This is a genomic window from Paraburkholderia sp. D1E (assembly GCF_052682275.1).
The window spans coordinates 1,960,765-1,979,616 of the sequence record NZ_JBQYMB010000001.1 but is presented as its reverse complement, the minus strand read 5'-3'; the positions used below and the strand labels follow the sequence as shown (position 1 = coordinate 1,979,616).

Annotated in this window: 17 protein-coding genes and 1 pseudogene; 6 read left to right on the top strand and 12 right to left on the bottom strand. The window is 60.4% G+C overall.

Translation table 11 applies throughout. The annotated features are described in order from the left end of the window. The first annotated feature begins 154 nt into the window (after window positions 1-154). A complete protein-coding gene (locus ACUN0E_RS09055; protein WP_445566350.1) occupies window positions 155-1,423 on the top strand; it encodes a hypothetical protein in 1,269 nt (422 codons plus the stop codon). 146 nt (window positions 1,424-1,569) lie between these two features. Here ACUN0E_RS09055 and ACUN0E_RS09050 read toward each other — a convergent pair. Beyond that, a pseudogene (locus ACUN0E_RS09050) lies at window positions 1,570-1,857 on the bottom strand (LysR family transcriptional regulator); the annotation flags it as partial. Between the two features lie 175 nt (window positions 1,858-2,032). Here ACUN0E_RS09050 and mug point away from each other — a divergent pair. Beyond that, window positions 2,033-2,611, top strand: coding sequence for a G/U mismatch-specific DNA glycosylase (gene mug, locus ACUN0E_RS09045; protein ID WP_445570409.1), 579 nt, complete (start codon window positions 2,033-2,035; stop codon window positions 2,609-2,611). Window positions 2,612-2,650: 39 nt separating this feature from the next. On the opposite strand, the gene ACUN0E_RS09040 is transcribed toward mug, so the two are convergent. Then, window positions 2,651-3,550, bottom strand: a complete 900-nt coding sequence (locus tag ACUN0E_RS09040; protein ID WP_445566349.1) for a LysR substrate-binding domain-containing protein — start codon at window positions 3,548-3,550, stop codon at window positions 2,651-2,653. A 118-nt stretch (window positions 3,551-3,668) separates the two neighbouring features. Here ACUN0E_RS09040 and ACUN0E_RS09035 point away from each other — a divergent pair, with 118 nt between their 5' ends. Next, window positions 3,669-4,451 carry an SDR family oxidoreductase gene (locus ACUN0E_RS09035; protein WP_445566348.1) on the top strand — a complete coding sequence of 261 codons (783 nt, stop codon included), beginning with the start codon at window positions 3,669-3,671 and terminating at the stop codon, window positions 4,449-4,451. A 54-nt stretch (window positions 4,452-4,505) separates the two neighbouring features. Beyond that, window positions 4,506-4,694 carry a hypothetical protein gene (locus ACUN0E_RS09030; RefSeq protein ID WP_445566347.1) on the top strand — a complete coding sequence of 63 codons (189 nt, stop codon included), beginning with the start codon at window positions 4,506-4,508 and terminating at the stop codon, window positions 4,692-4,694. A gap of 77 nt (window positions 4,695-4,771) precedes the next feature. Here ACUN0E_RS09030 and ACUN0E_RS09025 read toward each other — a convergent pair whose 3' ends face one another. The 3 genes from ACUN0E_RS09025 to ACUN0E_RS09015 all read right to left on the bottom strand — a co-directional run bounded on the left by ACUN0E_RS09025 (window position 4,772) and on the right by ACUN0E_RS09015 (window position 7,414). Then, a complete protein-coding gene (locus ACUN0E_RS09025; protein ID WP_445566346.1) occupies window positions 4,772-5,566 on the bottom strand; it encodes a shikimate dehydrogenase family protein in 795 nt (264 codons plus the stop codon). A gap of 57 nt (window positions 5,567-5,623) precedes the next feature. Continuing rightward, the gene (locus ACUN0E_RS09020) at window positions 5,624-6,385 is read right to left on the bottom strand and encodes a glucose 1-dehydrogenase (protein ID WP_445566345.1); all 762 of its coding nucleotides are present in this window, start codon (window positions 6,383-6,385) and stop codon (window positions 5,624-5,626) included. Between the two features lie 126 nt (window positions 6,386-6,511). Next, on the bottom strand, window positions 6,512-7,414 hold the full coding sequence (locus ACUN0E_RS09015) for a LysR family transcriptional regulator (protein ID WP_408229320.1): 903 nt from the start codon (window positions 7,412-7,414) through the stop codon (window positions 6,512-6,514). A gap of 432 nt (window positions 7,415-7,846) precedes the next feature. On the opposite strand from ACUN0E_RS09015, the gene ACUN0E_RS09010 reads away from it, so the two are divergent. Beyond that, window positions 7,847-8,851, top strand: a complete 1,005-nt coding sequence (locus ACUN0E_RS09010) for an aldo/keto reductase (RefSeq protein WP_445566344.1) — start codon at window positions 7,847-7,849, stop codon at window positions 8,849-8,851. A gap of 128 nt (window positions 8,852-8,979) precedes the next feature. Here ACUN0E_RS09010 and ACUN0E_RS09005 read toward each other — a convergent pair whose 3' ends face one another. Both ACUN0E_RS09005 and ACUN0E_RS09000 read right to left on the bottom strand, forming a co-directional pair. Continuing rightward, entirely contained in the window at window positions 8,980-9,735 is a 756-nt protein-coding gene (locus ACUN0E_RS09005) for an SDR family oxidoreductase (RefSeq protein WP_408336186.1), read from the bottom strand. Between the two features lie 41 nt (window positions 9,736-9,776). Further along, window positions 9,777-10,178, bottom strand: coding sequence for a nuclear transport factor 2 family protein (locus ACUN0E_RS09000; RefSeq protein ID WP_445566343.1), 402 nt, complete (start codon window positions 10,176-10,178; stop codon window positions 9,777-9,779). A 227-nt stretch (window positions 10,179-10,405) separates the two neighbouring features. Here ACUN0E_RS09000 and ACUN0E_RS08995 point away from each other — a divergent pair, with 227 nt between their 5' ends. Beyond that, the gene (locus ACUN0E_RS08995; protein ID WP_408509203.1) at window positions 10,406-11,044 is read left to right on the top strand and encodes a TetR/AcrR family transcriptional regulator; all 639 of its coding nucleotides are present in this window, start codon (window positions 10,406-10,408) and stop codon (window positions 11,042-11,044) included. Window positions 11,045-11,198: 154 nt separating this feature from the next. Here ACUN0E_RS08995 and ACUN0E_RS08990 read toward each other — a convergent pair whose 3' ends face one another. The 5 genes from ACUN0E_RS08990 to ACUN0E_RS08970 form a co-directional block, all read right to left on the bottom strand. After that, window positions 11,199-11,978: a cyclase family protein gene (locus tag ACUN0E_RS08990; protein WP_408229335.1), complete on the bottom strand. Its 780-nt coding sequence runs from the start codon at window positions 11,976-11,978 to the stop codon at window positions 11,199-11,201. Window positions 11,979-12,098: 120 nt separating this feature from the next. After that, on the bottom strand, window positions 12,099-13,733 hold the full coding sequence (locus tag ACUN0E_RS08985) for an indolepyruvate oxidoreductase subunit beta family protein (RefSeq protein ID WP_445566342.1): 1,635 nt from the start codon (window positions 13,731-13,733) through the stop codon (window positions 12,099-12,101). Continuing rightward, window positions 13,726-15,948: a thiamine pyrophosphate-dependent enzyme gene (locus ACUN0E_RS08980; RefSeq protein WP_445566341.1), complete on the bottom strand. Its 2,223-nt coding sequence runs from the start codon at window positions 15,946-15,948 to the stop codon at window positions 13,726-13,728. Before ACUN0E_RS08980 ends, ACUN0E_RS08985 begins: the two co-directional genes overlap by 8 nt. Before the next feature lie 97 nt (window positions 15,949-16,045). Next, on the bottom strand, window positions 16,046-17,470 hold the full coding sequence (locus ACUN0E_RS08975; protein WP_445566340.1) for an FAD-binding oxidoreductase: 1,425 nt from the start codon (window positions 17,468-17,470) through the stop codon (window positions 16,046-16,048). 5 nt (window positions 17,471-17,475) lie between these two features. Next, a complete protein-coding gene (locus tag ACUN0E_RS08970) occupies window positions 17,476-18,819 on the bottom strand; it encodes an MFS transporter (RefSeq protein WP_445566339.1) in 1,344 nt (447 codons plus the stop codon). Window positions 18,820-18,852: the final 33 nt, after the last annotated feature.

Genomic DNA, 18,852 nt, shown 5'->3' with positions numbered 1-18,852 from the left:
GCCTGAGCCACGTTGTACGGATACCGCTGGCGCTCCGCGGGCTGCGGCCCAGTCTGGGTGGCATATGAAGGAATTGTTTACCTGGCACGAGGGTTCAGAACAAGTTATCGGAATTCAACTTACATTACGCTCGATGACTTCAGTAACAAAAGCAGTGTTTTTGCATTCCGGCTATAGAACGGCGGGCACATGGCTATGGTCGTGTTTTCGCCGTCTCAACGAAGTCACCGCCTACTACGAACCATTGCACGAGATGTTGTCGACGATCGACTCGGCAAGCCTGGCTACGAGTACGGCTGACAGTTGGCATTCGGGCCATCCGAAACTGGAGAAACCGTATTTCGCCGAATTTGCTCATTTGCTTCGATCCGGTGAACGCGGTATTCCCGGCTACGAGGAGCGCTTTTCAATCGATTCTTTCACGGGACAAACGCCAGACGGAGCTGACCGGCTTGAGGCCTATCTACGCGATCTGATCGGCGCCGCTCATGAGCAAGGCAGCGTGCCTGTCTTCAAGTTCTGTCGATCGCTAGGTCGACTTCAGTGGTTCCGCAGCACCTTCCCGGACGCCGTGCACATCGTGGTCGAGAAAAACCCGATTTCTCAATGGCTCTCCTGTTGGGATCTGCTCGCCACTCACGGAAACCCACATTTTGTCGCCGTCCCGTTTGCCGTTCTGGCATTGAACAGACATACGCCGATGGTCGACCGGGTGCTCGATGCGCTGCATATCGATCTGCCAGAGGTATCGCGGGAGCCCGGGAAAGAAACGCTTGGACCCTACCTCGATTTTTTCAAGCAACATGCCGTGCGTGTTGCACCTGCCGCTGCATATCGCGCTTTTCTTGGACATTGGCTCCTTACGTTACAGCATGCGGCAACCCACGCACACGCGATCTTTGATTGCGACCTCGCGGCCCGGTCGCCCGCTTATACGCAGGCCGCTGAACGCTGGGTAGCCGATCTAACAGGACTTGAGCCATCGTTCAGAACCGTGCGTCAAACGAGTGGGGGCGAGCGTCACTGCGGGTTCGACGCGTCGGAAGGATTGAAGATCCATCTTGAAGCCATGCATTTCGGCAAGGAGATGGTGCGCAGCGGCGCCGTGCATCCGGATACATTTTCGCTCTGGACCAGCAAACTCGCGCAAGCCACGCAGGTATTGGCCTTCGGTGCGCAGGCGAACTGGCCGCAGACGCAGGTTCCTCCTCATCGGGCTACACGTATCGTGGATATCGCGCTGATCGACGGCGCGGGGTTCGACACAGTGCTGGCAGGCGAACTCGCAGCAACGCGGGCGGCTTTAGGAGAGGTGAAGCAACAACTTGCCAGGCTGCAGCGTTCGCCGTTCTGGCGCCTGTCGGAGTCGGTACGCAAACTGTGCTCGCCGAAACGTCACGTGAGTTCTGCCCGCGGCGGGTGAAGGGAGACGCGAAGCGCATTCCGCAATCGTTTCTGGGCGCGTTTCTACGAAGCCCGCAACTCACGTATGCCCTTACCTATCCGCCGCCGTAGCAACGTCCGCAACGTGACGCCGTCCGCGTACCCGACCTGCTCTGCAATGCGATCAACTGTGAGCATGCCCCGCGGCGCCGACCACTCGTCTGCCACCAGCAAATCGGCTTCCTCGAGATCGGTCAGAATGCGCCGGCAGGCCGACGCATAACGTTCGCCCGCCGCACTCAGTCTGATCGTCCGCGTCGTCCGGTGCAGCAGGGCCGTTCCGGTGTGCTCTTCGAGGAACGCGATGGCGCGGCTCACCGCCGCTGGCGATCGCCCGAGCCGACGTCCGGCGCCCGCCAGGCTGCCTTCGTCCAGCGTGCCTACGAACACCCTCATTGCATCGATTCGGTCCATATGCTTAGCGTAGGGTTATCAATGTCAACTCAAACTGATCTCGTGAGAGGGCTCCCTCAATGGGGGAACAGGCGGGTGCGGTTCCAGGTCCTTCCGTGAGAGTATCTCGATGCAATCAGAAGACGCTGTCGTCGAGGTAGCCTGTTATTCCCGCTCGGCGATTCGAATGTACTTCATGAAAAGGCCTGCACCATCCGTGACTCACTCCGATTCACTTCAATCTCTTCCCGATATCCTCGAACCGAGTTTATCAGTGGTATTTTGCGGCATAAATCCGGGCGTCCTTGCGGCCTCGACCGGCCACCACTTTGCCGGCCGAGGCAACCGGTTCTGGCGGGCCGTTCATCTGGCGGGTTTTACTCCTGAACACATTTCTCCCGAGGACGATCGCGCTCTCCTGCAGTACGGTTGTGGCCTGACAACGGTGGTCTCGCGTCCGACCGCACGAGCGGACGAACTTTCACAATCGGAGTTCAAAGCAGCTGCGGTGGAATTCGAGCGGAAGATCGAACGATACGCACCGCAGTGTGTTGCCTTCCTTGGAAAGATGGCGCTCTGCGCCATGTCGGGCAAACGCGATATCGATTGGGGTCTGCAACCGACAGCGTTCGGCGGTGCCCGTGCATGGGTGTTGCCGAATCCTAGCGGCCTGAACCGAGGCTTTAGCCTGGACGCACTGGTGACTGCCTACCGCGAACTTCGTCTTGCAGTCACGCCGGCTGGTTCGGCTTTGGGAATTCGCACAGTAGACTAGGCTGCGAGTCAATTCAATTCGCGGCCACTTCGGCTCGTTTCACATTGACGCAAAAAGCGCAGTCACCCAGTCGATGAATACCCTCACCTTAGTGCTATATCGCCGGCTGGGCGGATAGGCAACATACACCTGAAGCGGACCAGAACGCCACTCAGCGAGAATGGGCACCAGTTTCTTCTGCTTGATGGATGGGTGCACCATGAAATCCAGCGTATGAACAATGCCGAGGCCAGCAAGCGCCGTGGCAAGATGGGCATTGCTCTCGCTGACAAGCACATCGTTACGTAAGCGCTCCAGCGTAAACTTCTCGTCCCCACGACAGAATTCAAGCGGCTGGATAAGACCCGTGTTTGCAGAAAAGTATCCGACAACGGGCATGTTTTTATCGGTGATCTCGCGGGGATGCCTGGGCGTTCCATACTTCGCCAGATAGGCCGGACTCGCGCAGGTTGTCCACGCGAACGTGCCGATCGGATGGGTCACCAGGCCGGGATCGTCTGCAGTGCTTCGAATCGCACAGTCGATGTTTTCCGCAATGAGATCGGCGGTCCGATCCGTGACGCTCAATTGCACCTGGATGTCGGGGTATCGCTCACGAAACGCCGGCAACGCAGGAATAAGTATTCCACTGGCGGTCGACCCACCCGTGTCGACCCGCAGCGCACCGCGCGGGCTTGCCTGGGCACGGCCAAGCGTCGCTTCTATGTCATCGAGTTCACTGAGGAGGTGGCGGGTGCGTTCATAGTAAGCAGCGCCATCTGTTGTAACGCTGACGCTCCTCGTGGTTCGTTCCAGCAGTTTCACGCCCAGGTGTGCCTCTAGCGATCTGATCCATTTGCTCACCGTGGCATTGGGCATTTTCAGCGAGGCCGCAGCCCGTCCGAAACCGCCTGTTTCAACGACCCGGACAAAAATGCGAATGGCCTGCAAATGGTCCATCAACTCGTCTCCGCAAATTATTCACATACGTGAATAAACAAACCACATTATGCATCTTTATCTCCCCACGCGTTTTCACTAAGCTTGAGTCATTGTCCAAGGCCGAAGGAGGCCCGGAATGACTGTTTCTCTCTACACCAACATCCATTCGACGAAACACGCCGGCAAGGTTGCGCTCATTACTGGTGGCAGCACCGGTATTGGCCTCGCCACCGCCAAACGTCTTGCTCGCGAAGGCGCCACGGTGTTCATCACGGGGCGACGCCAGGCCGAGTTGGATACCGCGGCATCGGAAATCGGCCACGGCGCACGTGCGATTCGTGGCGACATTTCTGTAGCAGCCGACCTTGAGCGCATTGTGGAGATCGTGTCGGCGGCTCACCAGAAAATCGACATCCTCTTCGCCAACGCGGGAGGCGGCGAATTCGCGCGCCTCGGCGAGATTACCGAAGCGCAATTCGACAAATACTTTGGCATCAACGCGAAAGGCACCTTGCTCACAGTGCAAAGCGCACTGCCGTTCATGCCGCCAGGCAGCGCAATTGTCATAACAGGGTCGATCACGTCGATACAAGGCGCACCCGCATTTGGTGTCTACGCGGCGACCAAAGCGGCCTTGCGATCGTTCGCGCGTACCTGGGCATCCGATCTCAAAGGCCGTGACATTCGCGTCAATGTGGTCGCACCCGGAGTCGTCGTCACGCCCGCCTACAAGACCGAACTCAAGCTGAGTGATGAGCAGATCGAGGCGTACTGCAAGGAAGTCGCCGAAACGACGCCGCTCGGCCGGGTCGGCACCGCCGATGAGATCGCGAAGGCGGTATCCTTCCTCGCCTCCGACGACGCCAGCTATATCACCGGCATCGAAATGTTCGTCGACGGCGGCCGCGCACAAGTCTGATTTTTCGGCGCCGCGCTCATCCAGGCATGGACGCGACACAAACAGGAAAACACCATGAATTCGCCAGAAAACCTTCGCCTCGCCCAACAGTTTCTTGAAAAAATGGGCGCGGGGGCTAGCGCTGAGGAGATGGCTTCGTTGTGCACACCCGATCTCGACTGGAATATTCCAGGCGACTCAAGCGTGCTGCCCTGGGTCGGGCTGGAAGACAGCTTCGCCGTATCGATGGCCGCTCGACGCTGACAGGTCACATCAATTTTCTGAGCAATGATCCTCGTTGTTTAGAGAAAATCTGCGCTGCTGTAGCACGCAATAAGCGACTATTTGCCGAGCATGAAGTCGAGCATCATTTCCTGCACGGCCTCGACCATCTGCACGCCGTTTGCCGTCTTGCAGCCGGCGGCCTGGGCGGCCCGCAAAAATGGCGTCACCCCATGCCCGGCGATAACATCGCCCACGAACATAGACGACGTGAGCAGATTGGCGGCGACGGGAAGCGGGTTACCGGCGGCCATCCCCATTGAGGTGGCATTGCACACCATATCGCAACCTGTCGGGTCTGCCGGACCCGCAGTCACCCGGCCACGACCCAGATCGGCGACGATCCCCATCAACTGTGCAACGCGAGATTCGTTGGCGTCGTGAATAATCAGCTCGCGAACGCCCGCCTCAAGTAGCGCGATCGCAATTGCGCTGCCCGCCGCGCCGGCGCCGACCAGCAGTACACGCGCGCCGTCCGGCCTGGCACCCTCGTCTATCTGCGCCTTGACGAAAGCGAGGCCATCGAGCATGCCGCCATGCCACGTACCGTCAGGATTACGACGCATCACGCTCACACCGCCGAGCAGCCTCGCCGTCTCGGAGCTGGTCGCGCAGTATGTAAAGGCGGTGAATTTATGCGGCATGGTGACAAGCAGACCGTCGACATTCGGCGTGCTCGTGAGACCTTGCATGACAGCCTCCAGCGCGCCGTCCAGCACCTGCATGGGTATGCAGATGCCGTTGTGGTCTCGTGCCGCGAAACCACGGGTCAAACGTTGCGGCGACTCGACGAATACGATCGGGTCGCCGATGATGGGAAACAGTCGCGTCTTACCGCTTAAATTTTCGAGCATTCTGTTCTCCCGTCAGCGCGAAGCATCAGGCAGAAATGGGGAGATTCCCGCACTCTCCTACCGCACCGTGTACCCGCCGTCGACAGCCAGCGCGTGGCCGATCACAAAGCTGGCGCCGGGACTGCAAAGCCAGAGCACTGCGGACGCAATTTCCTCAGGCCGGCCGAGTCGCCCGATTGGCTGCTCCTTCATCAACGCATCCATCGCCTCGGGTTCACGCTCGATCATGCCGGTGACCATCGGCGTCGCGATAATGCCAGGGCAAATCGCGTTGACGCGAATGCCCCGGGCGGCATATTCAAGTCCCGCGCTCTTGGTCAGTCCGAGCACGCCATGCTTGGACGCGTGGTAGACGCCGCGGCCGGCGATGCCTACCAGTCCGCCCAGCGATGAACAGTTGACGATCGCGCCACTTCCCTGTTTGCGCATCTGGAGCAATTCATATTTCATGCAATTCCAGACGCCGCGCAGATTGATCGCCATCACGCGATCGTATTCTTCGCTGCTAGCGTCGGCGGTCTCGGCAACCGGACTGTTGATACCGGCATTGTTGTACGCAGCATCCAGGCGGCCGAAGGCAGACATAGTCGCATCGACCATCTCCTTGACCTGCGCCTCATCGGCCACATCGCATCGCACCGCAATGGCCTTGTGGCCGTCCGATACGAGTTCCTGCGCGGCGGCACGAACCGTCTCTTCATTAAAATCCGCGAGAACGACCGCTGCCCCGGCCTCGGCAAATGCTTTGGCAGTGGCTAGCCCCATGCCAGAGCCCGCCCCGGTCACAAGCGCCACCTGACCTTCGAAAGTAATGTTCATATCTGGCTCGCTTCAATCGTTCAGTCAGCCAGATGATAGGGAGAAATGCCCTATTGATTAAGCCCATGAAACTGCAAAGTGTCATGAACCACAATCATGAATGAGTCCCGGAAATCCGCCGCGGATCTACCTCGTTTTCGAACGATAGCGCAGCGAATCGATCACCAGCGCCATGGCTCGCGAGGATTCGGACCGGCTCGCATAGTATGCATGCAAGCCTGGAAACGTCGGACACCAGTCGTCGAGGACACGAACGAGGCGCCCTGCGGCAACGTGAGCCTGTGCCAGGTCGGACGGTAAGTATGCAAGGCCGTAGCCTGCCAACGCGGCGTCGAGCATATGGTAGGTACCGTTAAAAGAGAGCTGGCCCTCCACGCGAACCTGAACTTCACGACTTCCCTTTTTCAGCTCCCATGCGTAAAACGCCCCATGTGTCGGCAGACGCAGATTGATGCAGTTGTGCGCCATCAGGTCCTGAGGCGTTTTCGGCAGCGGTTGCTTTTCCAGGTACGCCGGCGAGCCAACGATCGACATCTTCATGTCCGGTGCAATGCGAACCGCGATCATGTCCTTCGCGACCTGGTCCCCATGACGGATCCCAATGTCAAAACGGTCCGCTACGATATCGGTGAGACCATAATCCGTCATGATCTCAACCTTGATCTCCGGATATTTGCGGAGCACCTTGGACAGCCTGGGCCAAAGAATCGTGTTTGTCGTGTGATCTGTCGCCGTGATACGAATCGTACCGGCAGGCATGTCACGAAGCTCGGTGACGGCCGTCAGTTCAGCTTCGATCTCCTCGAAGCGCGGCGCCACTGTCCGCAGGATGCGCTCGCCTGCCTCGGTCGGCGATACGCTGCGCGTGGTTCGCGTCAACAACCGCAACCCGAGTCTGGTTTCGAGCGCGCGAATCGTATGGCTCAAAGCCGATTGGGACACCCCTAGCTGTGCAGCCGCGCGGGTGAAGCTTCGCTCCCGCGCAACAGCGATGAAGGCAAGCAGGTCATTGAAATTTTCGCGTGGCATTAGTGAACTGACCTCATAGGTGTTTGAGGCATTTAACCACTAGTCGCACATGAACACATCCGTTAAATTTTCAAGGCCAATCTTAGCTTGCATTTCGACAATAGTCACACCGCTGCCTTGAGCGAGCGATGCCTTTGACCCAATCACATAAGGCCTCGCACCGATACCCAAGACACCAAAATCCGCAAACACTTATGAAACAGGCTCACTGGAGACCAAGGACCTTCGTCGGTTGCCCGTTTTCATCGCCAGTATCCGCAAACGCCATTTTTGACTCAGGCGCGCATCCACATTCATGAATTTCATTCATAGCAGCTTGCGGTTTCATGGACTTAATCCATAGGCGGCATATGTCTATCATTTCATCTGATGCAGCATCGAGATGCGTGAAGGCATTCAGCAATGCCGCGGTCAATAGCATGGAGAAAGCGAATGGATTACCGATATCTGGGCCGCAGCGCCCTCAAAGTTTCGCCCTTGTGCCTGGGAGCGATGATGTTCGGTGGCGAAACGGACGAAGCCACGTCGAAACGCATCATCGATAAAGCGTTCGATCAGGGCGTCAATTTCATCGATACGGCGGACGTTTATCACGGCGGCCGCTCCGAGGAAATCGTCGGCCGTGCGCTTGGCGAGCGGCGCGACAGTTGGGTGGTCGCCACCAAGTTTGGCTATCCGACAGCTCAAGGTCCGAACGAACAAGGCCAGTCGCGCAAGTGGATCATCCAGTCGGTCGAAGCCAGCCTCAAGCGTCTGGGCACCGACTACATCGATGTCCTTTACTTCCATCGCGCACTGCTCGATGCGCCGCTCGAAGAAGGCGTCCGCGCGATTGGCGACCTGATTCGTCAAGGCAAAGTCCGTTACTTCGGCTTATCCAACTTCCGCGGCTGGCGCATTGCCGAAATCGTGCGTCTTGCTGACCAACTCGGCATTGATCGGCCAGTAGCAAGCGAGCCGCTCTACAACATGGTGGATCGTACCGCCGAGGTCGAGCAGTTGCCCGCAGCAGCACACTATGGCATCGGCGTCGTCCCTTATAGCCCTCTGGCTCGAGGCGTGCTGACCGGCAAATATGCGCCTGATGACGCGCCGCCGCCAGATTCGCGCGCAGGGCGCGGCGACAAGCGCATCCAGCAAACTGAATGGCGGCCTGAATCGCTGGCCATCGCACAACAAGTTGCTGCTCACGCTGAGTCACGCGGTACGACTTCGATCGCCTTCGCCCTGGCGTGGGTGCTCAAGAATAAACTTGTCAGCTCGACTATCGCCGGTCCTCGCACGGTGGCTCATTGGGACAGCTACGTTCAAGCGCTGAATGTGCAACTAGGACCCGAAGACGAGAAGTTCGTGGATAGTCTGGTGCCGCCCGGCCACGCATCGACCCCGGGTTACACGGATCCGGGATATCCGATTGAAGGTCGCCGGGCCTTCTGAAGTCAGGAACCGGGTCTTAGGGGCCAAGCCTTGTGTTTCCCGAATGAATGTCAGCGCACGTCGCCTTGATATGACTGCTGCCGGATTTGCGCCGACTTGCGTGCGTCAGATATCCGGCAGCCAGCAATTCACCCACCCAGCACTTCCACCATCTGCGCATTCAAGCCATTGACGAAGGCATGCTCACCGGGTCCCGGGTTCTCGCGGAACTGCTTCGCACCTTCCACCAGAACCTCATCCACATCCGTTCCAAGGACAGTGATCGTTTCGTCGATGAAAGCGTCAAGCGGCATCGCCTGTTCGGCCTCGCGGCTGTTCATGAGGTCCGTACGCACCCAGGGCGGTGCGATCTCGAGTACGCGAACCTTCGTGTCGCGCAGCATGAAGCGTTGCGAGAGGATGTACGAATGCAAGGCCGCCTTGGTCGATGAATACACTGCCGTCACGGCCAACGGAACGAAGGCAAGCACCGAGCTCGTATAGGCGACAACGGCATCATTACGCGTCCTGAGATGATCGATCAGCGCCGACGTCATGCGGATCGGGCCCATGAGGTTGGTCGTAATGGTGGATACCATCAGCGCGTCGTCGATGTGGCCACCGGCCCGATCGGGCTGCATGATCCCGGCGTTGTTGATCAGCACATTGAGGTCGGGATAGTCCGCGATCAGTTGCGCCGCTACCGTCTCGATGCTGGCCGCGTCGGCAATGTCGAGCTCAATCGCTGCCATGCCGGGATTCGCCGCCACCACCTCGTCGAGATGGCCGCGCCGGCGGCCACCGATAATGACCTTGTTGCCGCGCTTGTGGAGCGCCTCGGCTAGCCCGCGGCCAATGCCCGAACCGCCGCCCGTGATGAAGATCGTGTTTCCAGTGAGTTTCATGATCGTTTTCCTGTTGAGCTTGCTGTCAGTAGGGTTCGTTGTCAGGCTGGGAAGCGGTCGCCGAACATCGGCAGACCGCTTGCGGATTCGGCCATGGTCGCTTCGTCCTGAAGGACGTCCCAGTGTTCGATGAGCTTGCCGTCTTCAAAGCGGATGATGTCCGCTGCAATCCACGCAGTGGGCCTGCCGATCGAAGAGAAGCGGCCATGCGCGATCACATAATCTCCCTCGGCCACCATCAGATGGTTCTCATAGCGCGCGGTGTCCGGCAGCGCTCGAACAAGGTTGAACAGGCCATCGCGTCCCGGTGAAATATGGGCGCTATGCTGAATGTAGCGGTCGGACCAGAAGCGTTCGGCTGCAATGTAGTCGCGCTTGTTGAACAGCGTTTCGAATGCTTCCAGCGCGAGCGCTTTGTTCTGTTCGGGGGTTGTCTTAGTCATGTTGCGGTCCTCTTCAAAGATTCAGGTGGCGACGCCGTCAGGCATCAGATAGCCGTTTGCCCCCTGCTGCCTGACCGTTCAGGTAAAGAAGGCTATACTTAAGACAATGGTGAATGACATTGTCATTGCATCGAATAGTGGGCGCGCGCCCGGGCAATGTCAATGGTGATTGACATTGTATTTTTCGATGGATCTGATTGGGCCGTCGCAGGCCAAAGGGAGGGAGAGTGGGTGTTTCCAGGCAGCAGGCGGTTGAAAACCGGCACGCGATCGTGGCAGCCGCCGAGAAGCTGTTTCGCGAGCGCGGCGTCGATGCGGTCGGACTTGCGGAATTGATGAAGGCGGCGGGTTTTACGCAGGGCGGTTTCTACAACCACTTCAAATCAAAAGACGCGCTGGTCGCCGCAGTGATGGAAAAGGCCATGGAAGAGGGAGGAGAAGCGTTTGCCTCCCAAATCGAAAACGCCAGGTCAGTTGATGCCGACCCGGTCAAGCAAAACATTCAGTGGTACCTGTCCCCCGAGCATCGCGCGAATATCGAGGCGGGCTGCCCCTTCTCGGGTTTTGTCGGCGACGCCCGCCGGTTTGGCGACGTGGCGCGCGGCTCTTACGCAGAAGGTCTCGCGGCGAACCTCGACCGATTCGCCAAGGCCATTGAAGAGTCGGGGGGAAGCAGCGAAGGCAGCCGCAGGAAGGCGATCACATTGTTCAGCCAGATGGTTGGTACGCTGCTGCTTTCGCGTGCTGTCGCAGACGTTGACCCGGCGCTCGCGGACGAAATTCTCGACGAGGGCCGCCAGCAACTTCTCGCCGCCGTGGATACGCAACCCGGAATTCAGGCGCGCAAGCATTCGCGCCGACGGTAGTCGAATGTCTGCGGGGCCGAATCCGCATTGATCCGCGCCCCGTCACAAGCGCCCCGGCGAAGCGTTAATACACCTGAGGGCGGCCGTCCTGATCAAAAAATGCCCTGTGTGGAAGGGTGCGGCCAGTGGCCGGTAACTCCGTGGCGGGTCAAATTCAGTGTTCGACGAGCGCGAGCACCCGGCAAGGGCTTCCCGAGCCGCCAACGATCTTCAGTGGCGGCGTAATCAGCATCGCGCCGGTCGCGGGCAACCGGTCCAGGTTGACGAGGCTTGCGAGCCCGAATTTGTTGTTGCCGTGCATCGTCGAATGACATGGGAACGGCTTCGAAAACGCGTAAGCCTGGCCCGCGTCCGTGCCGACGCCCTCCGCGCCCCAGCCGAGCACATCGCGCTCTCGCGCCAGAAACTCGGGCAGATCGGGATGAGGCCCGGGCGTATGACTGCCGTCCTCGCGTGCATTCAGGAACGCGTCGGGATCGGTACGCCGCGACCAGTCGGTCCGCATCAACACCCACGAGCCCGCCGGAATGCGGCCGTGCTCCGCTTCCCATGCCTCCACGTCTGCAATGGTCAGCAGATAGTCGCTATCGTCCTTGACGCGCGCCGACACATCGATCACGCAGGCCGGCGCGATAAAGTTGCCGACGGGAATCGCATCGGTCGTGTTGTCGGGAAAGTCCTTGCCCGTGACCCAGTGAACTGGTGCGTCGAAGTGCGTACCCGTATGTTCGCCGCAGGAAAAATTGTTCCAGTACCAGCCGGGGCCGCGTTCGTCGTAGCGTGAAATCTCCTCCATGCGGAACGGCGCGCTTTGCCCATACTGCGGCGGCAGCGAGATGATCGGCGTGCGATGGTGAAGGCTCTGGCTCAGATCGATCACCTGGATCGTGCCCGTTCCGAGCGCATGGGCGAGTTGGTTCAGCAGAGTCGGCATGTCGGGTTCCTTGTACGGTCGAGTTACGGCTGGGTTATAGCCGGGTTACGGCCGAGTGTCAGTTCGATACGGACGGTTGCGGATCACGATGAATGCGTCCGCAACCAGTTGTGCAAGCTGTCAATGTGTGGCGGAGCTCAAAGTGGCCGAAGCGACATTCGCGCTTTCCTGGCCCGTGCGCGTATTCGATTCACCCTCGCTGCGCCGCAGATCATCGAGAAGCGTGTCGAGACGCGTACCCTCTTCGTCCGCCAATGCCGCTTCGCATAGCGATTTAAGACGAGCACCAGGCGCGACGGTCTGGGCGACGAGCGGCATGACGGCTTCGATCTTCCTGTAGTTACGCATGCCCCGGGCGTGCGTATCGCCGTAGCCCTTCACGAGACGCTGACTGCGTGCAATTTCAAGCGCCAGCGGGTAATCGTGGATCGCGTAGCGAAGCGTGCGTGCCAGCCACGCGTCGATTTCCGCGTGCTCGCGTTGGTAGCGCAACGAGCGGCGCCGCATGCCACGTAGCGATGCCACGCCGTACAGCATCAGAAAGCCGCGCAACGAGGTGGTCCGCACAATGCGTCCGCGCGACGTCATGCGCTCGACCATTGAACGCAGCGCGCCCGGTTTCAGCAGCCAGCGGCCCAGCGCGGCAGGCAACGTATCAGCGATTTCCTCGAGGCGAGGGTGGAGAAATTCGTTGATGTGCAGCAGTTGTCCGGGCGCGGCTTTGACCTCATCTCGCACTCGGGCGAAACGGGTGGCACGGATTTTCAGTTCGGCGACGCGTACCGTGTCTTCATACGACATCCAGAGTGCGAGATGGCGCGCTGCTTCGGCAAGCAGCAAGGCGTCGCCCCTTACTGCATAGGTGGCGGCGTCGTCTACCGCGCGCAGCGGCTTCAGCCGGTCGAGATAGTCGTGTGCGTAACTCACGTCCTGATAGTCCGCGAGGCGGCGCACCGCGCGGTGCAGAATGTCCGCGACTTCAGCGGGAAACTCGCTTTGTATGCGTCGATCGAGCGTGACAATCTCCGGATGGTTCGTCGCGCCGATATCGAATGGCTGACTGCCCCGTGCCGGAGTGGCATCGCTCGATATCCTGGCCTTGGGCTGAGCCGTATCGCCGTTCGACCTCACCGCCGTTTCGAAGCCCGCAGCAAAGGCGTTGAGACTGCTTTGCACGCCGACGCCCGCCCGTTTGATCGCGGCTTCGAACTGTTCGCGTGAAAACGGCAGCGCGTTGGCGCCTGCCAGCGCGCCGAACAAAGCCGCACTGATAACGCTCCCGTTATGCTCGGCAATCTGCGCGAAATCGGCGTGTACGAAATGCTTCGCCGCTTTCTCCGCCTGCACGACAAATGGCCGGGGATCGACGCGGCCGTCGCTCATCGACGTCTTCTCCGTCATCGAATACACGCGGTGAGTGGAAGCGATCAACGTGGTTCTGTCCGGCGTGACGAGACCGCGCTGGATCGCACGGCCCATCTCCATCAACTCGGATGCCAGCACAATGTCGACGTCACCCGGCGTCGGCACCAGCGAGAGGATCGGTTCGTGCACGCGGTCGTGAACATCGACTGCGTGAGGATGAAATTCGACGTAGTAGATCGTCGCACCGGTACGCTGCGCGACGCCGGGCACCGACGTGGTCTGCGCCGGATAACCTTCATGTTCTGCCAGATCGACGATCCAGTCGGCGAGCACGCCACCGCCCTCGCCGCCCATCGCCAGAATCGCAATGCCGATCGGACGCTCAGACATAGCGGATCTCCCGCGCGGCCACGCGCTTTTGCAACCAGCCGATCACCGCGCCCGCTAGACGCGTCGATAACCTGTCCCACCGGCCGGGGTTCGTAACGACTTCCGCGCGATAGAAAGACGGGCACAGCACAGCCGCATGCGAAACCTCGCCACACAGCCCACAGCCCACGCAACTGTTCAGCACAGCGGCCACCGGTTCGCGCCGCAGCGGATCGGGATTGTCCGCCACCGTCAGCGACGGACAGCCCGACAGACGGATACACGAATGATCGCCCGTACAGGTATCGGCATCCACGCCGAAACGCTCGCGCACGACCCGTTTGCCTTCGCTTGCCAGCTTCTTCACCAGCGGTTTGACGCGGCGCTGCCGGTTCAGCATGCATTCGGATTGCGCGATGATGACCTTCGGCCCCGTCTCGGACGTGGTGAGTGCATCACGCAAGGTGTCACGCATCTGCGCGACGTTATAGGTATGCGTGATCGTCTTGACCCACTTCACGCCAACACCGCGCACTGCTGTTTCGATCGGATTATTAGTCGCACGAATCGCATTGGCTGCACGCGACGACAGAATGTCCTGACCACCTGTCGCGGCAGAGTAGCCGTTATCGACGATCACCAGCACGTTATTGTTCTTGTTGAACACCGCATTGCCGACACCGCTCGTCAGCCCGTTATGCCAGAAGCCGCCGTCGCCCATCATGCTGATCGTGCGGCGCTGCGTTTCGCGGGTATTGAACGCCGCGGAACCGGCCCAGCCGAGTCCGTAACCCATGGTCGTCGCGCCGAGATTGAACGGCGGCAGGATCGAGAACAGATGGCAGCCAATGTCGCAACTGACATGGTGCGGTCCGAGTTCGCGCTCCACCAGTTTCATCGCGGTGAAGATCGGGCGTTCCGGACAGCCGGTGCAGAACGACGGCGGTCTTGGATGCAATTCAGGCGCGGGCTCAGCGACTGCGGCAACAGGCGGCTCTAGCGCCGCATCGTCGCCGGCCGTTGCGACGCGGACCGGTACGGACACCGGCCGCTGCGGCGCGATGGCCGCGAGCACGCCCTCGGACAGAGCCGCCCGGCCGTTCCAGTCAGGCCAATAGCGCTCGAAGAATTTCAGCAGCCCCTTCATCACGGCAACTGGCGTGTATTCGCCGGCGCGCGGCAGCATGTCCTTGCCGTGCAGCCGCGCGCCAATATCCGCCTGTCTGAGGATCAGGCTGACGGACTGCTCGACGAACTCCGGTTGCCCTTCCTCGATCATCAGCACCGCGCGTTTGTTCTCGCAGAAGCCACGAACCTCGTCGTCGACAAGCGGGTACGCGACATTCATCACATAGAGCGGCACATCGGTATTGCCGTGAATGTCCGCGAGCCCGAGCAGTTGCAGCGCGCGCATCAGCGTGTTGTACATGCCGCCTTGCGTGACGATGCCGATATCGCCTTGCTCACTGCCGAAGAATTCATTCAGCTTTTCACGTTTGATGAAATCGATCGCGGCCGGCCAGCGGTGCTGGATCTTTTCCTCTTCGTGAAGAAAACTCGCGGGCGGCAGAACGATCCGGCTGACATCACGCACCGGCTTCTCGATCGCATCCTTGAGCGTGAATGCCGGCCGGACATTCTCCTTCGCGATGAAGCGTCCATGCACATGGCACGCGCGGATCCGCATCTGCAGCATGACCGGCGTATTGCTCGCTTCGGACAGTTCGAAACTCTTCTCGACGGCATGGACGATCGAAGGCAGATTCGGGCGCGGGTCGAGCAGCCAGATCTGCGACTTCATGGCGAAGGCGTGCGAGCGTTCCTGCATGATGCTGGAGCCCTCACCGTAATCCTCGCCGACAATGATCAGCGCGCCGCCCGTCACGCCGCCCGAGGCGAGATTGGCGAGCGCGTCGGAGGCCACGTTGGTGCCCACGGTCGCCTTGAACGTAACCGCGCCGCGCAGCGGATAATTGACGGAAGCCGCCAGCGTCGCCGCAGCCGTCGCTTCGCTCGCGCTGCTCTCGAAGTGCACGCCGAGCTCTTCGAGAATATCGTTCGCGTCGGCGAGCACGTCCATCAGATGCGAAATCGGCGCGCCCTGATAACCCGCCACATACGACACGCCCGATTGCAGCAATGCCTTGGTGACGCCCAGAATGCCTTCACCGCGAAACTCCTCGCCTGCCGGCGTGCGCAGTTTCTCTACTTCCGCCTTAAACGATCTTTCAGCCATGTCGATGCTTTCCTGTGCGATGAGCGTACCGGGACCGGCACACATGCAGGCCTGCTGCGAGCCGTTGCCCTGTTCATGTTGCGTCGTTCGGTACCGCTCAGTCCGTATTGAACAGTTTGTGCGGGTTCAGAATGTTGTAGGGGTCGAGCGCAGCCTTGATGGCGCGCATCGATCTGACATGCTCGGGCTTGCGCGTATGGCCGAGTACGTCACGCTTCTTCAGCCCGATCCCGTGCTCGGCGGATACCGAACCGTTGTATTCGCGTGTGAGGTCGTAGACGAGCGTTTCGATTTCCCGTGCCGTTTCCTTCGAGAGTTCCGGACGATGCACGACCACGTGCAGATTGCCGTCGCCGAGGTGACCGTAGACCAGCGCGACGCAGTCTGGCCAGCGCGTTTTCAGCGCCGCCTCGCAACGCTGCGCGACCTCGCCGATCTGTGCGATCGAGAAGCTGATATCGAACGCCACCATGCCGGGGATCAGCTTGGGGTACTCGCCCGGTGCGTCGCGGATCGCCCAGAACGCCAGCGCATCGCGCTCGTTCGACGCAATCGCGGCGTCGGCCACGGTGCCGTCTTCGAGCAGACGTGCAAGAACGTTCTCGAAGTCCTCCGCGTGCCGCGCCGCGTCGCCCCCCGTGCTTTCGAGCAGCACGTAAAACGCGTGACGCTCCACCAGCGGTGCGCGCAACGCGGGCAACCTGTCGAGCACAAAATCGTAGTAGCCTGGCCACATCACTTCGAAGGCCGATACACCGGCCGGCAGTTCCGCCTGGGCCACCGTCAGCAACCGCGTCACCGCTGCGTAGTCGGCGAGTCCGCACCACGCCGTTGCCACCGAACGCGGACGGGGCCGCAAGCGCAGCACGGCCCGGGTCATCACGGCAAGCGTCCCTTCGCTGCCGATCAGCAGGTTTTTGATGTCGTAGCCGCTGTTGTTCTTGATCATCGGCTGCAACTCGCCGATCACGGCGCCGTCGGCGCACACCGCTTCGACGGCGAGCACCTGGTCGCGCATCATCCCGTAGCGGATTACACGATTACCGCCCGCGTTCGTCGCCAGATTGCCGCCGATCGTACAACTGCCTCGCGCACCGAGATCCAGCGGGAAGAACCATCCCGCCGCCAGCGCAGCCTCCTGGACGGTTTGCAGCAGCGTGCCGGTCTGAACCGTCATCGTGCCCGACACGGTATCGAGCGACTCGATCGTGTTCATGCGTTCGAGACTCAGTGCCACTTCCCCGCCGCACAGACAGGCGCCGCCCGCCAGCCCGGTCAGCCCGCCCTGGGTGACGACGGGTTGCCGGTGCCGCTGGCAGATCGCCATCGCACGCGCTACTTCGGCGGTGCTGCGTGGACGGATCAGCGCACGGGGCAGCGCGCTCGGCACACCGCTCCAGTCCGCGAAACTGCGGCTGCCGAATGCGTCTGGCAGCGTCACGACGTCGGCGCCAAGCTGCGCGATCAATTCGCTAATGACGTCAACTGGCGATGCCGCGTCTTCATGGGTAGGCTGGGTCATGATCGTCAGGCGTGTCCGGTGGGAGGCTGGGGTTGAGCCGACTCGCGAGGGTCGTCGCGCAGCACGGCGAGCAGGACCGCGCCAAGCAGGGTGACGGCGGCGAACAACACCATCGCGAGGTTCATCGAACCCGTGGTCTGCTTGATCCAGCCAACGATATAGGGCGAAAAGAATCCCGGCAGATTGCCGAGCGAGGTGATCATCGCGATCGCCGCCGCGGCCGCCGAGCCGCGAAACAGTGTGGTCGGCAAATTCCAGAACACCGGCAACGAGGCCATCAAACCGAACATCGCCAGAGTCAGCACGAGCATCGACAGTACGACGTTGTGCAGCACGAGCGGACTCAACGCCCACGCGAACGCGGCGAGCACGGCGAGTACGATCAGCACAGGCCGCGTGTTGCGATGACGGTCCACGTAACTGGCGATCCGCATCATCGCGAGTACGGCGATGGACCACGGTATGGCGGTCAACAACCCAATCTGCAACGGGTTATCGACGCCCGCCGATTTGACGATCGTGGGCAGCCAGAATACAAAACCGAAGAACGACATACCGTAGCAGCCGTAGATCGCGCTAAGCAGCCAGACGCGCGGCGAACGGAACACGTCGGCGAGCCGCGAATCCGCCGCACCGGTTTGCTCAGCGGCGAGCGCTTCGCTGAGGGCGAGCTTCTCCTCGGCGCTCAGCCATTTCGCACGCTGTGGCGTGGCGTCGAGATAGAACAGCGACGCAACGCCAAGTGCGACCGCGGGCACGCCCTCGATCAGAAACAGCCACTGCCAGCCATGCAAGCCGAGCCATCCCGGCAGACTGTGCAGAATCAACCCCGACGCAGGACCGACGAGGAGCCCCGCCACCGCGATCGCCGTCATGAAGATTGCGGTCATCCGCGTGCGATATCGCGTGGTGAACCACTGCGTCAGATAGAAAATGATGCCCGGAAAAAATCCTGCTTCCGCCACACCGAGCAGGAAACGCATGATGTAGAACTGCGTGGGCGTGGCGACGAACAGTGTGGCGGCCGACAGCAGTCCCCACGAAATCATGATGCGCCCGATCCATCGATGCGCGCCGAAACGCTTGAGCATTATGTTGCTCGGCACTTCGAACAACACATAGCCCGCGAAGAAGATGCCCGCGCCGAGGCCATACACCGTTTCCGAAAAGCCGAGATCTTGCAGCATCTCGAGCTTGGCAAAGCTCACGTTCATCCGGTCGATCTGCGCGATCAGATAGCAGGAGAACAGAAATGGCATCAGGCGCCACGCGATCCTGGCGAACAGCGCCTGCTCGACTCCGTACTCGAGCGTCGGCGCGGACGCGAGAGCAGTGCTGCGTGCAGTCATCGTGACTCCAGACCAAAGGATGGACGTGTTCAG

Excerpts from the sequence above, each read along its gene's own strand:
- mug (WP_445570409.1), top strand. The coding sequence starts at position 2,033 with ATGAAAAGGCCTGCACCATCCGTGACTCACTCCGATTCACTTCAATCT.
- ACUN0E_RS09040 (WP_445566349.1), bottom strand. The coding sequence starts at position 3,550 with ATGGACCATTTGCAGGCCATTCGCATTTTTGTCCGGGTCGTTGAAACA.
- ACUN0E_RS09035 (WP_445566348.1), top strand. The coding sequence starts at position 3,669 with ATGACTGTTTCTCTCTACACCAACATCCATTCGACGAAACACGCCGGC.
- ACUN0E_RS09030 (WP_445566347.1), top strand. The coding sequence starts at position 4,506 with ATGAATTCGCCAGAAAACCTTCGCCTCGCCCAACAGTTTCTTGAAAAA.
- ACUN0E_RS09025 (WP_445566346.1), bottom strand. The coding sequence starts at position 5,566 with ATGCTCGAAAATTTAAGCGGTAAGACGCGACTGTTTCCCATCATCGGC.
- ACUN0E_RS09020 (WP_445566345.1), bottom strand. The coding sequence starts at position 6,385 with ATGAACATTACTTTCGAAGGTCAGGTGGCGCTTGTGACCGGGGCGGGC.
- ACUN0E_RS09015 (WP_408229320.1), bottom strand. The coding sequence starts at position 7,414 with ATGCCACGCGAAAATTTCAATGACCTGCTTGCCTTCATCGCTGTTGCG.
- ACUN0E_RS09010 (WP_445566344.1), top strand. The coding sequence starts at position 7,847 with ATGGATTACCGATATCTGGGCCGCAGCGCCCTCAAAGTTTCGCCCTTG.
- ACUN0E_RS09005 (WP_408336186.1), bottom strand. The coding sequence starts at position 9,735 with ATGAAACTCACTGGAAACACGATCTTCATCACGGGCGGCGGTTCGGGC.
- ACUN0E_RS09000 (WP_445566343.1), bottom strand. The coding sequence starts at position 10,178 with ATGACTAAGACAACCCCCGAACAGAACAAAGCGCTCGCGCTGGAAGCA.
- ACUN0E_RS08990 (WP_408229335.1), bottom strand. The coding sequence starts at position 11,978 with ATGCCGACTCTGCTGAACCAACTCGCCCATGCGCTCGGAACGGGCACG.
- ACUN0E_RS08985 (WP_445566342.1), bottom strand. The coding sequence starts at position 13,733 with ATGTCTGAGCGTCCGATCGGCATTGCGATTCTGGCGATGGGCGGCGAG.
- ACUN0E_RS08980 (WP_445566341.1), bottom strand. The coding sequence starts at position 15,948 with ATGGCTGAAAGATCGTTTAAGGCGGAAGTAGAGAAACTGCGCACGCCG.
- ACUN0E_RS08975 (WP_445566340.1), bottom strand. The coding sequence starts at position 17,470 with ATGACCCAGCCTACCCATGAAGACGCGGCATCGCCAGTTGACGTCATT.
- ACUN0E_RS08970 (WP_445566339.1), bottom strand. The coding sequence starts at position 18,819 with ATGACTGCACGCAGCACTGCTCTCGCGTCCGCGCCGACGCTCGAGTAC.